The sequence below is a fragment of the Massilia aerilata genome, from assembly GCF_042656905.1.
GTDB classification, from domain to species: Bacteria; Pseudomonadota; Gammaproteobacteria; order Burkholderiales; family Burkholderiaceae_D; genus Telluria; species Telluria aerilata.
In genome coordinates, this window is sequence record NZ_JBHSMZ010000001.1 from 343,042 (window position 1) to 357,195 (window position 14,154).

Annotated in this window: 14 protein-coding genes; 12 read left to right on the plus strand and 2 right to left on the minus strand. The window is 67.5% G+C overall.

Annotated elements, in window-relative coordinates; genetic code table 11:
• The first annotated feature begins 19 nt into the window (after positions 1-19).
• From hpnC to ACFPO9_RS01550, 6 genes are all read left to right on the plus strand, one after another.
• Positions 20-829, plus strand: coding sequence for a squalene synthase HpnC (hpnC, locus tag ACFPO9_RS01525; RefSeq protein ID WP_379766006.1), 810 nt, complete (start codon positions 20-22; stop codon positions 827-829).
• 38 nt (positions 830-867) lie between these two features.
• Complete coding sequence (gene hpnD, locus ACFPO9_RS01530; RefSeq protein WP_379766009.1) at positions 868-1,701, plus strand: presqualene diphosphate synthase HpnD; 834 nt, start codon at positions 868-870, stop codon at positions 1,699-1,701.
• Positions 1,694-3,040 (plus strand): hydroxysqualene dehydroxylase HpnE, encoded by a 1,347-nt coding sequence (gene hpnE, locus ACFPO9_RS01535; protein WP_417568537.1) that lies wholly within the window; start codon positions 1,694-1,696, stop codon positions 3,038-3,040. The genes hpnD and hpnE overlap by 8 nt, the downstream gene beginning before the upstream one ends.
• Positions 3,041-3,168: 128 nt before the next feature.
• A complete protein-coding gene (locus ACFPO9_RS01540; RefSeq protein ID WP_379766012.1) occupies positions 3,169-3,306 on the plus strand; it encodes a hypothetical protein in 138 nt (45 codons plus the stop codon).
• Between the two features lie 13 nt (positions 3,307-3,319).
• Positions 3,320-4,168 (plus strand): DUF1700 domain-containing protein, encoded by an 849-nt coding sequence (locus ACFPO9_RS01545; RefSeq protein ID WP_379766015.1) that lies wholly within the window; start codon positions 3,320-3,322, stop codon positions 4,166-4,168.
• 7 nt (positions 4,169-4,175) lie between these two features.
• Positions 4,176-4,985, plus strand: a complete 810-nt coding sequence (locus ACFPO9_RS01550; RefSeq protein WP_379766018.1) for a head GIN domain-containing protein — start codon at positions 4,176-4,178, stop codon at positions 4,983-4,985.
• Here ACFPO9_RS01550 and ACFPO9_RS01555 read toward each other — a convergent pair whose 3' ends face one another.
• Complete coding sequence (locus tag ACFPO9_RS01555; RefSeq protein ID WP_379766021.1) at positions 4,986-6,242, minus strand: TIGR03862 family flavoprotein; 1,257 nt, start codon at positions 6,240-6,242, stop codon at positions 4,986-4,988. It abuts the gene before it with no gap.
• A 132-nt stretch (positions 6,243-6,374) separates the two neighbouring features.
• Here ACFPO9_RS01555 and ACFPO9_RS01560 point away from each other — a divergent pair, with 132 nt between their 5' ends.
• Genes ACFPO9_RS01560 through ACFPO9_RS01570 form a run of 3 tightly spaced genes read left to right on the plus strand, consistent with a single transcriptional unit; the run spans position 6,375 to position 7,932 of the window.
• On the plus strand, positions 6,375-6,761 hold the full coding sequence (locus tag ACFPO9_RS01560) for a hypothetical protein (RefSeq protein WP_379766024.1): 387 nt from the start codon (positions 6,375-6,377) through the stop codon (positions 6,759-6,761).
• Positions 6,758-6,961: a helix-turn-helix transcriptional regulator gene (locus ACFPO9_RS01565; RefSeq protein ID WP_379766027.1), complete on the plus strand. Its 204-nt coding sequence runs from the start codon at positions 6,758-6,760 to the stop codon at positions 6,959-6,961. The genes ACFPO9_RS01560 and ACFPO9_RS01565 overlap by 4 nt, the downstream gene beginning before the upstream one ends.
• Positions 6,958-7,932, plus strand: a complete 975-nt coding sequence (locus ACFPO9_RS01570; protein ID WP_379766031.1) for an alpha/beta fold hydrolase — start codon at positions 6,958-6,960, stop codon at positions 7,930-7,932. The genes ACFPO9_RS01565 and ACFPO9_RS01570 overlap by 4 nt, the downstream gene beginning before the upstream one ends.
• 6 nt (positions 7,933-7,938) lie before the next feature.
• Here the strand turns inward: ACFPO9_RS01570 and ACFPO9_RS01575 are convergent, their stop codons facing one another.
• Entirely contained in the window at positions 7,939-8,412 is a 474-nt protein-coding gene (locus ACFPO9_RS01575) for an Lrp/AsnC family transcriptional regulator (protein ID WP_379766034.1), read from the minus strand.
• Positions 8,413-8,569: 157 nt separating this feature from the next.
• Between ACFPO9_RS01575 and ACFPO9_RS01580 the strand changes: the two genes are divergently transcribed.
• From ACFPO9_RS01580 to dctP, 3 genes are all read left to right on the plus strand, one after another.
• Positions 8,570-11,368 carry a TonB-dependent receptor gene (locus tag ACFPO9_RS01580; protein ID WP_379766037.1) on the plus strand — a complete coding sequence of 933 codons (2,799 nt, stop codon included), beginning with the start codon at positions 8,570-8,572 and terminating at the stop codon, positions 11,366-11,368.
• A gap of 33 nt (positions 11,369-11,401) precedes the next feature.
• Positions 11,402-12,769, plus strand: a complete 1,368-nt coding sequence (locus ACFPO9_RS01585; RefSeq protein WP_379766040.1) for a M28 family peptidase — start codon at positions 11,402-11,404, stop codon at positions 12,767-12,769.
• Positions 12,770-13,068: 299 nt separating this feature from the next.
• Complete coding sequence (gene dctP, locus ACFPO9_RS01590) at positions 13,069-14,088, plus strand: TRAP transporter substrate-binding protein DctP (RefSeq protein WP_379766043.1); 1,020 nt, start codon at positions 13,069-13,071, stop codon at positions 14,086-14,088.
• Positions 14,089-14,154: the final 66 nt, after the last annotated feature.

Sequence of the window (14,154 nt, forward strand, 5' to 3'; positions counted from 1 at the left end):
ACGTTAGAGTCAGTTTTCCATGTCCGTCGACCACTACGAGAACTTCCCCGTCGCTTCGATCCTGCTGCCGCGCCGCCTGGCGCCGGCCGTCGAGGCGATCTATGCCTTCGCGCGCAGCGCCGACGACATCGCCGACGAGGGCGAGGCCCGGCCCGCCGAGCGCTTCGCCGCATTGGACGCCTACGATGCCGCGCTCGACGCCATCGACGCCGGCGGCATGCCGCGGGAACCCATGTTCGCACGCCTGGCCGAGGCCCTGCGCCGCCATGCGCTGCCCACCCGGCCGCTGCGCGACCTGCTGAGCGCCTTCCGCCAGGACGTGGTCACCACCCGCTACGCCGATTTTCCATCCCTGCTGGATTACTGCCGCCGCTCCGCCAACCCGGTCGGGCGCCTGATGCTGGGTCTGTACGGCACGGCCGACGCGGCCAGCCTGCGCGAATCCGACGCCATCTGCTCGGCGCTCCAGCTGATCAACTTCTGGCAGGACGTGGGGATCGACATCGGCAAGGGCCGGATTTACCTGCCGCAGGAAGACCTGGCGCGCTTCGGCGTCGGCGAGGATGACATCGCCCGGGCCGCCACCTCCCCGGCCTGGCGTGCGCTGATGCGCTTCGAGGTCGGGCGGGCGCGCGGCCTGATGCTGGAGGGGGCGCCGCTGGCGACGCGCCTGCCGGGACGCATCGGCTGGGAACTGCGTCTGGTCGTGCAGGGCGGCCTGCGGATCCTGGAAGCCATCGAAGGCGCCGGCTACGACGTGTTCCGGCGCCGGCCCCGTCTCAAGCGCCTGGACTGGCTGGTACTGCTCTGGCGCGCTGCCAGGATGTAAAATAGCTGACTTGCCTCACGCACCACGACCTTTTATTTATGTCTCCCGACGACTACTGCCAACAAAAGACCGTACAGAGCGGCTCCAGCTTCTATTACAGCTTCCTGTTCCTGCCGCCCGAACGGCGCCGGGCGATCACCGCGCTGTATGCCTTCTGCCGCGAGGTCGACGACACCGTCGACGAGACCAGCGACCAGTCGGTGGCGCGCATCAAGCTGGCCTGGTGGCGCACCGAATTGTCCGCCATGTACAAGGGCGCGCCGACCCACCCCGTGACACAGGCCCTGCAGCCTCACCTGGCCGCCTACAATCTGCAGGAGCAGCACCTGCAGGCCATCGTCGACGGCATGGAGATGGACCTCGACCAGTCGCGCTACCTCGACTACCCGGGCCTGCGCAAATACTGCTGGCATGTGGCGGGCGTGGTCGGCATCCTTTCGGCCAGCATCTTCGGCGCCCGCAATCCGCAAACCCTGGAGTACGCCGAAAAGCTCGGGCTGGCGTTCCAGCTGACGAACATCATCCGCGACGTCGGCGACGATGCGCGCAAGGGCCGCATCTACCTGCCGGTCAACGAGCTGCAGCAGTTTGGCGTGACCGCGGCCGACATCATGAATTTCCGCCACAGCGACAAGTTCGAGGCGCTGATGAAGTTCCAGGCCGACCGCGCGCGCGCCATGTATGACGAAGCCTTCGCCCTGCTGCCGAAGGAAGACCGGCGCGCCCAGCGTCCCGGCCTGATGATGGCGGCGATCTACCGCACCGTGCTCGACGAGATCGAGCGCGACGACTTCAAGGTCCTGAACCAGCGCATTTCCCTCACGCCGCTGCGCAAGCTGTGGCTGGCGTGGAAAACCTATATCCGTGGCTAAGCAGCCTTTGAAAGTGGCGGTGGTCGGCGGCGGCTGGGCGGGCTGCGCGGCCGGCGTCGAGCTGGCCTCGAAGGGCGCGCGCGTGACCCTGTTCGAAGCCGCGCGCATGCTGGGCGGCCGCGCGCGCGCCGTGCAGGCGAAAGAAGCCCTGCTCGACAACGGCCAGCACATCATGCTCGGCGCCTACGCGGAGACGCTGGCGCTGCTGCGCCGCGTCGGCGTGGCGGAGCGCGACGCCCTGCTGCGCCTGCCCCTGCAGATGCGTTATCCGCCCGGCAGCGGGCTGATGGACTTCGTCGCCCCGCGCCTGCCGGCGCCGCTGCACATGCTGGCCGCTTTGCTGCGCGCCACGGGTCTCGAACGGGAAGACAAGCTGGCGCTGGCCCGCTTCAGTACCAGTGCGCGCTGGATGAAGTGGGGCCTGGACACGGATTGCAGCGTGGCCGAACTGCTGGCCCGCTTCGACCAGACCCCGCGCCTGACCCGCCTGATGTGGCGCCCGCTGTGCCTCGCGGCCCTGAACACCGCGATCGAACGCGCCTCGGCGAATGTGTTCCTGGCGGTGCTGCGCGACAGCCTGGGCGCCCGCCGCAAGGACTCCGACATGCTGCTGCCTCGCGTGCTGCTGGACGCCCTGTTCCCGGAAGCGGCCCGCCGTTACATCGAAGAGCGCGGCGGGCGGGTAGCGTGCGGCGCGCGCGTCGACACCATCGCGCGCCTGGACGGCGGCTGGCAGGTCGGCGCCTGCCTCGGCGCCGCCGGCTTCGACGCCGTGGTGCTGGCGACCCCGGCCTGGCAGAGCGCCGCCCTGGTCCGGCCGCTGGCCGGCCTCGAGGCGCTGGGCGCCCGGCTGGACGCCTTCGACTACGAGCCGATATCGACGGTCTACCTGCAGTACGCGCCCGGCCTGCGCCTGCCGCTGCCCTTCTGCGCCCTGCTCGACGACCCCGCCCGCGGCGCCTGGGGCCAGTTCGTGTTCGACCGCGGCCAGCTCGGCCCGGGTCAGGATCGCGGCCAGGACGGCTTGCTGGCGGTGGTCATCAGCGCCGCCCTCGATGCGGCCAAGCTCGCGCAGGACGAGCTGGCCCGGCTGGTGGCGGTGCAGCTGGCGGCTGCATTCCGCCAGCCGGCGCTGGCCGAGCCGCGCTGGAGCCGCGTATTGACGGAAAAACGCGCCACCTTCGCCTGTACCCCGGGACTCGACCGCCCGGGCAACGCCACCGGCCTGGACGGCCTGTTCCTGGCCGGCGACTACACGGCCGGCGACTATCCGGCGACGCTGGAGATGGCGGTGCGCAGCGGCGCCGCGGCCGCCCGGCTCGCGCTGGGCGCACGATGAGGACGCTCGGCCGTCGGGCCCAGGCGCAGCCTGCCCCGCGAAATCTGCATTTTGTCGCACATGCGTGGCGGCGCCCGGGCCGCGCGGGTACAGTAGCATCATCGAAACAAGTGTTATCGGATTTGCAAATGAACAGCCTCCTGGCCCTGCGTACCCTGCTCCTGCTCGCCTTCGTGGCCGCCGCGACGGTAGTAGCGATGCATCCCGGCCTCGGCGCCTCCGGCGATCCGGCCGCCAACGCCATGCTGATGTTCGCGCGGAACTGAGTTGGGGCAGCCGATGGGAAAGCTGGAATACCTCGATCAGCTCAAGCGCGCCATGCTGGGCCTGTCGCCCGACGTGCAGGCGCGGACCCTGGGCTACTATGAGCAGCGCTTCGTCGACGGCCTGAACGCCGGCCGCAGCGAGCAGGACGTGGCGCAGGAGCTCGACGACCCGAAAAAGATCGCGATGACCCTGCGCGCCAACAGCTACAGCGCCCAGCTGGGCGGCAGCTTCGGCGCACAAACGGCCGCCGCCGCTGCCGCCACCGCCGGCCCGCAGACGGCGGCACCGCAATTCAAGGTCGCGGAAAAACGGAACCCGGCGCGCGTGCTGCGCGTGCTGGTGTCCGGCGCCGGCCTGGCCATCTTCAACCTTTTCATGATCGTGCCGGCGATGGTGTTTTCGGCCCTGCTGTTCGCGCTCTACGCGGCGGCGCTGGCCTTCTACCTGAGCGGCATCGCGATCACCGCCAGCGGCCTGGCCGGCAACAGCGATCTGCTGCTCGACCTGCCGACCCGCTACGTGCAGATCGACGCCGACGATCCCTCCGCCCGCCGCCAGATCCGCGTGCAGATCGACGATGCCGGCATCCACGTCCACGAGGAAGGCGACGGCCAGGACAATATCGACGAAGGGCGTCCCGCTTCGCGCCTGCGCCGCGGCGCCGAAGTCGTGGCCGGCAATTCATTGCACGTCACGACCGACATGGACGCCGATTCGCGCACCACCCAGACCCTGGTCGGCTTCGGCATGGTGCTGGGCGGGATCGCGCTGTTCCTGCTGTCGCTGGTGGCGACGCGCTACACGGCGCTCGGCATCAAGCGCTACATCCAGATGAATTTTTCCCTGCTCAAGGGACACTGAGGAAGCGATGCGCGGACTGTTCAAAGTTGGATTCGGCCTGCTGGTGCTGGCGCTGCTGCTGATCGGCGCCTCCTGGAGCATGCTGCGGGCCCAGGGCGCCAGCGGCGCCGCCAGCCCGGGCAACCGCCTGCTCGCCACCGAAAAGCGCACGCTCGGCGCCAGCGTCAGCGAGGTCGAGCTGAGCGGACCGATCAACCTGACCCTGCGCCAGGGCAGCTCGGCCTCGCTCGAGGTACGCGGCGAACAGCGCCTGCTGGCCAACGTCGACTCCACGGTCGAGGGCAATACCCTGCACATCGGCCCGCGCGGCATCCTGCTGCGCCACCGCCAGCCGATCGAAGTCACGCTGGTCCTGCCCTCGCTGGAACGCCTGCACCTGGGCGGCAGCGGCCAGCACAGCGCCAGCGGCTTCTCGGGCGACAGCATCGAGATCAACGTCGATGGATCCGCCGGCCTGCGCTTCCACGGCCGCTACCGCGAGATCGAGGCCGCCCTGCACGGCACCGGCGAGGTCGAACTCACCGGCGGCAACGCCGACCGCGTGAACGCCGAGGTCCAGGGCGCGGGCCATATGACCCTGGTGGGCGGTGCGCGCGAACTGCATGCCGAGATCGCCGGCTCGGGCGAACTGGACGCCCGCCACCTGCGCGCCGAGCAGGTCGAACTGAGCCACCAGGGCTCGGGCAGCAGCGCCGTGTATGCCAGCAAGCGCGTGCAGGTCGACATGGCCGGCAGCGGCAATGTCACGGTCTACGGCAACCCGGACAAGCGCGCCGTCAGCCGTAACGGCTCGGGCAGCGTCAGCTTCCAGGATTGATCAGCGGGCCTTGCTCAGCCACTCGAGCGCGCCCTGCCCGGCGGCGCGCCCGCTGCCGAAGCAGGCAGTGAGCAGGTAGCCGCCGGTCGGCGCCTCCCAGTCCACCATCTCGCCCGCCACGAACACGCCGGGCAGCACGCGCAGCATGCCCGCGCCATCCGCCACGGACGCGAACTTCACCCCGCCGCCGCTGCTGATCGCCTCGTCGATCGGGCGCGGGCGCAATAAACGCACCGGCAGCGCCTTGACGGCATGCGCGAGCTTGACCGGGTCCGCGTAGTCTTCCTTGCCCAGGGCTTCGTGCAGCAGGCCCGATTTCACGCCCTTGATCCCGAGCCGGCTTTGCAGGTGGCTGGACATCGAACGCGCGCCGCGCGGGCGCTGGACCTCGTCGAGCACGCGCTGCGCATCGTGGTCCGGCAGCAGATCGATCCAGACCGTGGCTTCGCCGTCATGCAGGATGCGGTCGCGGATCTGGGCGGACAGCGCATACACCAGGCTGCCCTCGATGCCGGTGGCCGTGACCACGAACTGCCCTTTGCGCCAGATGCGCCTGCCGTCGAGGTCTTCGACGGCCAGACCGGCCGTCGTGAGCGGCGAGCCGGCGTGGCGGCTGCTGAAATGTTCGCTCCAGGCGGCGTCGAAGCCGCAGTTCATCGGCAGCAGCGGCGCCACCTCCACGCCGCGTTCGGCCAGCAGCGGCACCCAGGCGCCATCGGAGCCGAGCCGCGCCCAGCTCGCGCCGCCCAGCGCCAGCACCACCGCCTCCGCGGATTCCCTGCGTTCTCCTTCCGGCGTCGAAAACAGGAGTGCGCCGTCGCGCCAGCCCAGCCAGCGGTGCCGCATGTGGAAGCGCACGCCGCTTTCCCGCAGCCGGTGCAGCCAGGCGCGCAGCAGCGGCGCCGCCTTCATGTCGGTCGGGAATACGCGGCCCGAGCTGCCGACGAAGGTATCGACGCCGAGACCGTGGATCCACTCGCGCACCTGCTGTGGCGTGAAGCGGGCCAGCCAGGCTTCGACCTCGGCGCGGCGCTTGCCGTAGCGGCCGGCGAAGGCGTCCAGTTCTTCGGAATGCGTGATGTTCATGCCGCCCTTGCCTGCCAGGAGAAACTTGCGGCCGACGGAGGGCATGGCGTCGTACAGGTCGACCTGCGCGCCGCCGGCGGACAGCACTTCGGCCGCCATCAGGCCGGCGGGGCCGCCGCCGACGACGATGGCGCGGCGATCGGAAAGTCGCGATTCAGGGAGGGTGCTCATGGGGCGGCATTGTAGTCGATGTGGGTGTTCAAAAATATATGTAAAGGTAGCTTGACATACCAAACAAGCCGGCCTAGGATGTCAAGCATGCTTTACATGTTAAGCAGACTTTACATAAGAGGAGGTGTCCAAATGCATGAGAAACGCGTCGCCAAGGCCTACTTCATCGAGTTGATGACCGCGCTCCTGGTCTATACGGTATTACTGCTTGCCGCGATCCGCTACGGCCGGCCGATGGAGGACGGCGTCGTGCGCACGCTGGTGCTGATCAGCCCGATGATCGGCTTCGGCATGATGATCCGCACCGTCGTGCGCCACGCCGCCCGGATCGACGAATACCAGCGCATGCGCATGCTGGAGAACCTCGCCATCGCTACCGCCATCACCGGCGCCGTGACCTTCACCTACGGCTTCATGGAGACCGCAGGCTTCCCCAAGCTCTCCATGTTCTACGTGTGGATCGTGATGGGCCTGAGCGTGGCGGCCGTGAACCTGGCGCGCAAGGTGGCAGACCGATGAAAAACCTGATCCGCGACCTGCGCGGCGCACAGGGCTGGAGCCAGGCCCACCTGGCCGACCTGCTGAACGTCTCGCGCCAGACCGTGATCGCCATCGAGACCGGACGCTACGACCCCAGCCTGCCGCTCGCCTTCACGATTTCGAAACTCTTCGCACAACCGATCGAAGCAATCTTCTTTCCAGAACAGGAGCCAGCATGAAAGCCTTCAACTGCAAGAAACCGTTCAACTACTTTCCCGTCGTAGTCGCCGTTCTGGTTGCGCTGATGGCGTCCAGTTCGGGCCGCGCCGCCGAAGCCGCGGCCGCGCCGCAAGCGAATCGCTTTGCCGCCTCCATCGCCCCGACCGAGCGCTTCGAGATCGACGGCGTACTGGTCGAGCGTCATGGTCATAAAGGACGTCCGCTGATCCTGATCCCGGGCCTGGCCAGCGGCGGCTGGGTGTGGAACGAGACGGTGCGCGCCTTCAGCGGCGACCATGCGGTGTATGTGCTGACATTGCCGGGCTTCGACGGCCGCCCGGCGGCCGGACCCACGCCTTTCGCCACGGCGCAGGCGGCGGTGAACAAGCTGATCGTCCAGCGCCGGCTCGACAAGCCCGTGATCGTCGGCCACAGCCTGGGCGCGACCATGGCGGTGGCGCTGGCCGAGGAAGCGCCGGGCGCGATCGGCGGCGTGGTCGCGATCGACGGCCTGCCGGTTTTTCCCGGCACCGAGAACATGGAAGCGGCCCAGCGCAAGGCCATGGCGGACGGCATGAAGGCGCGCATGGCTTCCAGCGGCGCGCAAGCCTTCGCGGCGCAGCAGCAGGGCTATATGCGGGCAGTCGGCGTGGTCGACATGGCCAAGGCCGACGACCTGGCCAAACTCACCGGCCGCAGCGACCCGGCCTCGACCGCCCAGTACATGGCGGACGACCTCCTGCTCGACCTGCGCCCCGGCCTGAAGAACATCCAGGCGCCGGTGCTGGTGATCGCGCCCTGGTTCGACCTCGACAACACCGTACAGGGCCAGACCATCACCCGCGAAAACAAGCTGGATTACTACCGCGCCCTGATGGCCGGCACGCCGAAACTCGAGGTGGTGACGGTCGCCCCGGCGCGCCACTTCGCGATGATCGATGCGCCGCAGCAGGTCAACGAAGCGATCCGCAAGTACCTCGCCGCGCTATAAGCGCCTTCAGCCTGGCATGGGCACCGTGCCAGGCGCCTTTACTTCCCGCATCACGAAGGACGTGTACACCTCCTTCACGCTCGGCAGTCCATTGATGCGGGTCTCGGCAAACACGCCGTAGGCCTGCAGATCCTCCGCCACCGCCATCAGCTGGTAATCGTAGCGCCCCGAGATCCGGTGGCAGGACAGCACCTGCGGAATCGCCTGGGCCGCGCGCTCGAAGGCCTGCAGGTGGCGCGTGTCCTTCTTGTCCAGCGAGATGTGGACGAAGGCCGTCACCTGGTAGCCCAGCCTGGCCGGGTCGACCCTGGCCTGGTAGGCGCGGATGATCCCTTCTTCCTCGAGCCGCTTGACGCGCCGCCAGCACGGCGAGGTCGAGAGCGACACGCGCTCCGCCAGGTCGGCGCTCGACAGGCGCGCATTCCCCTGCAGCTCTTCGAGGATACGGCGGTCGACGCGGTCGAGTTGGGGCATGTTCATTGAAATTTGGGGATCCGGGCGAAACGCTCATTGCGCCGAACGGCAGCGGCATGGGTCAACTATAGCAAATCTTGCCGATTTGTAAGCCCTATACTTTTTGTGCCCTTCACATAAAACCAACAGAACCAAGAACCCTATCGCACAGGAGCAGTCCCTCATGATCCGTTCCACCCTGCGTCTCAAACCCTCCGTCCTCCTGGTCGGCGCCGCCCTCGCGCCTGCGTTCTGGGCGCCCGTCCACGCCCAGGAGCAGGACACCGACGCCGTCAAGAACCGCGTGGTCATCACCGGCTCCTCGATCAAGCGCATCGAAGGCGAGACCGCGCTGCCGGTGCAGGTGCTGAAGCGCGCCGACATCGAGCGCATCGGCGCCACCTCGACCGAGGAACTGGTCAAGCAACTGAGCTCGCTCAGCAGCGCCGGCAGCTCGACCACGGTGGCCAACGCCTCCGGCTACGGCGGCGCCAATATCGCCACCGTCTCGCTGCGCGGCCTGGGCGGCGGACGCACGCTGGTGCTGGTGAACGGGCGCCGGGTGTCGGTGTACGGCGGCGGCTCGGCCGGTTCGGCCGGCTCCTCGGTGGACGTGAACAGCATCCCGCTGTCCGCGATCGAGCGGGTCGAGGTGCTGAAGGACGGCGCCTCGGCGGTGTATGGCAGCGACGCCATCGCCGGCGTCGTCAACTTCATCCTGCGCCGCGACTACAAGGGCCTCGAAGTCTCGGGCACCTACGGCCAGCCGACCAAGGGCGCCTCCGGCAAGGACACCAAGGCGACCCTGTTCGGCGGCATCGGCGACTACGCGGTGGATGGCTACAACATCACGGCCGGCCTGAACCTGCAGACCACCGACGCGATCTACGGCTACGAGCGCGCCTTCGCCAGCCGCCTGAACGTGGCGGAGAACAACGATTACCTGTCCTCGATCGCCTTCCCCGCCAACGTCTCGCTGTACGGCACCGGCGTGCTGAAGAACCCGGTGCTGCCGAACTGCGGCCCGGTGTCGACCGTGTCGCCGTTCGCTGCCACCCGCTGCAGCTTCGACAACAGCCCCTCGGTCTCGCTGCAGCCGGACATGCGGCGCGCCAACCTGATGCTCAACGGCCGCAAGAAACTCGACGGCGACGCCGAGCTGTACTTCGAGGGCGGCTACACGCGCAACGAGATCACCTCGCAGACCCAGTCGGTGCCGATGGCTTACAACGCCATCACCACCGCCACCAATCCCTACGTCCCGGCCTACAAGGCGCTGATGGCCCTGTACCCGGGCACGGCCAAGTACAACGTCGGCATCGGCGGCTTCGTGCTGATCCCGTCCAGCCCCTACTATCCGAAGGACTTCGCCGCCGCCAACGGCCTGACCGGCCTGCCGCTGCTGCTGAACTACCGCGACGTCGCCAACGGCGTGCGCAGTACCCAGGACATTTCGCAGAACGCGCGCTTCCTGGCGGGCGCGCGCGGCAGCGTGGCGGGCTGGGACCTGGATTCCGCCTTCCTGTTCAGCCAGAGCAAGGTGACGGAAAACCTGCTGGGCGGTTATGCGCAGTACTCGAAGGTGCTGCCCATCCTGAACAGCGGCGTGATCAACCCCTTCGGCGACACCACCGACAAAGCGGCGCTGGAGGCGGTGCGCGCGGCCGAATTCCGCGGCACCAGCTACGACACCAAGACCTCGACCACCTCGATCGATGCCAAGGCGTCGCACGAACTGTTCGCGCTCCCGGCCGGCATGCTGGCGGTGGCGGTGGGCGCCGAGCTGCGCCGCGAGAAGTTCGAGTACAACCCGTCTGTGGCGATTCAGACCGGCGACATCGCCGGCCTGGGCGGCAATGCCTTCCCGGTGGTCGGCCAGCGCAACGTGACATCCGCCTATGCGGAAGCCAGCATCCCGATCGTCAAGACGCTGGACGGCGACGTCGCCGTGCGCTACGACCGTTACCAGGGCGTGGGCTCGACCGTGAATCCGAAGGCATCGCTGCGCTGGCAGCCGAGCGCCTCCTGGCTGGTGCGCACCGCCGCCGGCACCGGCTTCCGCGCGCCTTCGCTGACCGACCTGTACACGCCGCAAGCCACCAGCGTGACCGCGAACGGCACCCGCGATCCGATCCGCTGCCCGACCATCGCCACCGGCGCGCCGGCCGACTGCAACTTCCAGTTCACCACCATCACCGGCGGCAATCCGGACCTGAAGCCCGAGAAATCGGTGTCCTATACCTTCGGCGTGATGTTCGAGCCGACCCGCGACCTCTCGCTCAGCCTCGACGCCTTCAGCCTGCAATTGAAAGACGCGATCGTGGTCGGCGGTCTTTCGTCGACTTACTTCCTGGCCAACGCCGACCGCGCCAGGCAGTACGCCGCCTTCATCGTGCGCGGCGCCCCGGACGGCAACGCCAGCGGCGCGGGACCGATCACCGGCATCGTCCAGACCAACGCCAACCTGTTCCGCACCAAGGTGGCCGGCGTCGACCTCGACGGCCGCTACGCGCTGCGCCTGGACGGCGCCAACCGCCTCAGTTTCCGCGTGTCCGGCACTTACCTCGGCAAGTACGACGTGCAGGGTCCGGACGGCACTTACACGTCCTCGCTCGACCAGGCCCTGAACGCATCCGGCGGCGTGGTGCTGCGCTGGAAGCACAATGCCAGCGCCACCTGGCAGGCGGGCGCCTTCGAAGCCACGCTGTCGCAGAACTACCAGAAGGCCTATACCGACGTCGCGGCCAACCGCGCCCCGGCCGGCACCCCGGTGCGCAAGGTCGACGCCTACCAGACCTTCGACCTGCAGCTCGGCTACAACGGCATCAAGGCGACCCGCCTCGCGCTGGGCGTGAAGAACCTGACGGACCGCGACCCGCCCTACACCAACCTGACCTCGAACTTCCTGGGCGGCTACGACGTGAGCTACGGCGATCCGCGCGGCCGCTACGTGTATGTGAGCGCGACCTACGCCTGGAAGTGATTTATGCTCTTGTTTCTTTCGTAAGGAGTCTCAATGCCCCATCTCACCAAGCTCTCCCTGGCCCTGCTGCTGGCAGGCGCCGCATCCGTCCATGCAGCCGAAACGGCTGACCGCCCCCTGCCCGCACGCCAGGCCGAGATCGACGCCATCGTCAAGGAGATCTCGCCGCAGCGCATCCAGGCCTATGTGCATAAACTGGTCGGCTTCGGCACCCGCCACACGATGTCGGACACCGCGTCCGAGACCCACGGCATCGGCGCCGCGCGGCGCTGGATCAAGGCGGAGATGGAGCGCTGCGGCGCCGGCCGCCTGGAGGTGCGCTTCGACGGCCACCTGCACCCGGTCGACAACCGGATCGACAAGCCGACCGAGATCGTCAACGTGGTCGCCACCCTGCCGGGCACACAGGCGGCATCGAAGGACCGTTACTACGTGGTCAGCGGCCACTACGACTCGCGCGTGACCGATGTGATGAACACCACCGCCGACGCGCCGGGCGCCAACGACGACGCTTCCGGCACCGCGGCCGTGATCGAGATGGCCTGCGTGATGGCGCGCCACCAGTTCGACGCCAGCCTGGTATTCATGACGGTGGCGGCCGAGGAACAGGGCCTCTACGGCTCCGGCGACTTCGCGAAGAAGGCCAAGGCGAACCGGATGAACATCGCCGGCATGCTGAACAACGACATCATCGGCAGCTCGCACGACGAAAAGGGCAAGCTGGACAACGGCCGCGTGCGCCTGTTCGCCGAAGGCGTGCCGCCGCTGCGTGAAGCGCCTTCGCCCGAGCTGCGCACCCTGCTGGTAACCGGCGGCGAGAACGATTCGATCACGCGCCAGCTGGCGCGCCACGTCAAGGAAACCGGCGAGCGCTACGTCCCCGGCTTCAAGGTCGACATCATCTACCGGCGCGACCGCTACCTGCGCGGCGGCGACCACAGTCCCTTCCTCGACGCCGGCTACGCCGCCGTGCGCTTTACCGAACCGGCCGAGGACTTCAGGCACCAGCACCAGGACCTGCGCGTCGAGAACGGCGTGAAGATCGGCGACTACCCCGAATTCGTCGACCCGGACTACGTGGCCCAGGTGGCGCGCGTGAACGCCGCCTCGCTGGCCTCGCTGGCACTGGCCCCGGCCGCACCGCAGGAAGTGAAGGTCAAGACCGCGGCCCTCGACAACGGCACCGACCTGGTCTGGAAGGCGAATGCCGAGCCGGACCTGGCCGGCTACCGCGTGGTCTGGCGCGAGACGACCTCACCGCTGTGGCAGGGTTCGCGCTTCGTCGGCAACGCCACCAGCGCGCGCATCGACATGTCCAAGGACAACCTGGTGTACGGCGTGCAGGCGGTGGACAAGGACGGCAACGTCAGCCCGGCGACCTACCCGCTGCCGATGCGCTGATCATCCGGCGCCGGGCGGGTAAATCCCGCGACAACTTACGCCGCGGCGCAGCATGCCGCGGCGTTTTCTTTTGGCGCGCCGCTTTTCCCTCGCTCCCCAGCGCCAGCGCAAGGAATCCGCGAAACACATGGGTAATACTCACGCCGCATCGTGCTTTTTCACTATGCAGTGCAGCATTTATTGATGAGCAGAAGCACAACAATTATCTTGACTTGTTTTCTGCTGAGCATATTCTTATGCGTACAACAAGATCTATGAAGATCGACTGGTAGTCCGTATCACATTCTTGGAGGATGTAAATGTCGGCAATGACCCGTAGGACATTGCTGGGCGCAATCGCGACCAGCCCGCTCTGGCTTCAAGCTGCATGGGCCCAGCCCACGAATCTCAAGATTTCCCATCAGTTCCCCGGCGGCAGCGTCGCCGAAGGCGATTTCCGCGACCGTCTGTGCCGCATGTTCGCGGCCGGGGTCGAACGCCGTAGCAAGGGCAGGCTGAAGTTTTCGATCTACCCGCAGTCCTCGCTCATGAAGAGCGAAGAGCAGATTCCCGCCGTCTCCAGGGGCCAGCTCGACATGGCGCTGGTGCCGCTGACCTATGCCGGCGCCGAGCTGCCTGAAGTGAACATCGGCCTGATGCCGGGCCTGGTGACTTCCTACGAGCAGGGCTACGCCTGGAAAGACGCCGAGATCGGCAAGGAATTCAGCCGCATGCTGGCCGACAAGGGCATCATCATCCTGAGCTGGATCTGGCAGGCCGGCGGCGTCGCCTCGCGCGGCAAGCCGATCGTCAATCCCGAAGATGCGGCAGGCCTGAAGGTGCGCGGCGGTTCGCACGAGATGGACCTGATGCTCAAGGAAGCCGGCGCGAACGTGGTCAGCATGCCCTCGAACGAAATCCGCGCCGCGATGGAAAAGGGCCAGCTCGATGCGGCCATGACCTCGTCGTCTTCGCTGATCTCGTTCCGCCTGGACGAAGTCTCGAAGTATGTGACCACCGCGCGCGGCGGCGCCTACTGGTTCATGCTGGAGCCGCTGCTGATCTCGAAGGCCGCCTTCGACCGCCTGACAAAGGAACAGCAAGGCATCCTGATGTCGGTGGGCGCCGAGCTCGAAGCCTTCGCGCGCAAGTCGGCGCAGACCGACGATACCGCGGTTGCGGCACTGTTCCAGGGCAAGGGCGGGAAGACTGTCGACCTGAACGGCGAGACCCTGCGCAAGTGGCAGGAACTGGCGCGCGCGACGGCCTGGAAGGATTACGGGTCGCGTAACGAAAATTGTGCGAAGTTGCTGGCGCTGGCTGAAAAAACGCTGGCCTGATTAACGCCGTCATTGCCGCGGCCTACCTAATCATCGTCATTCCCGCGAAGGCGGGAATCCAAGTTT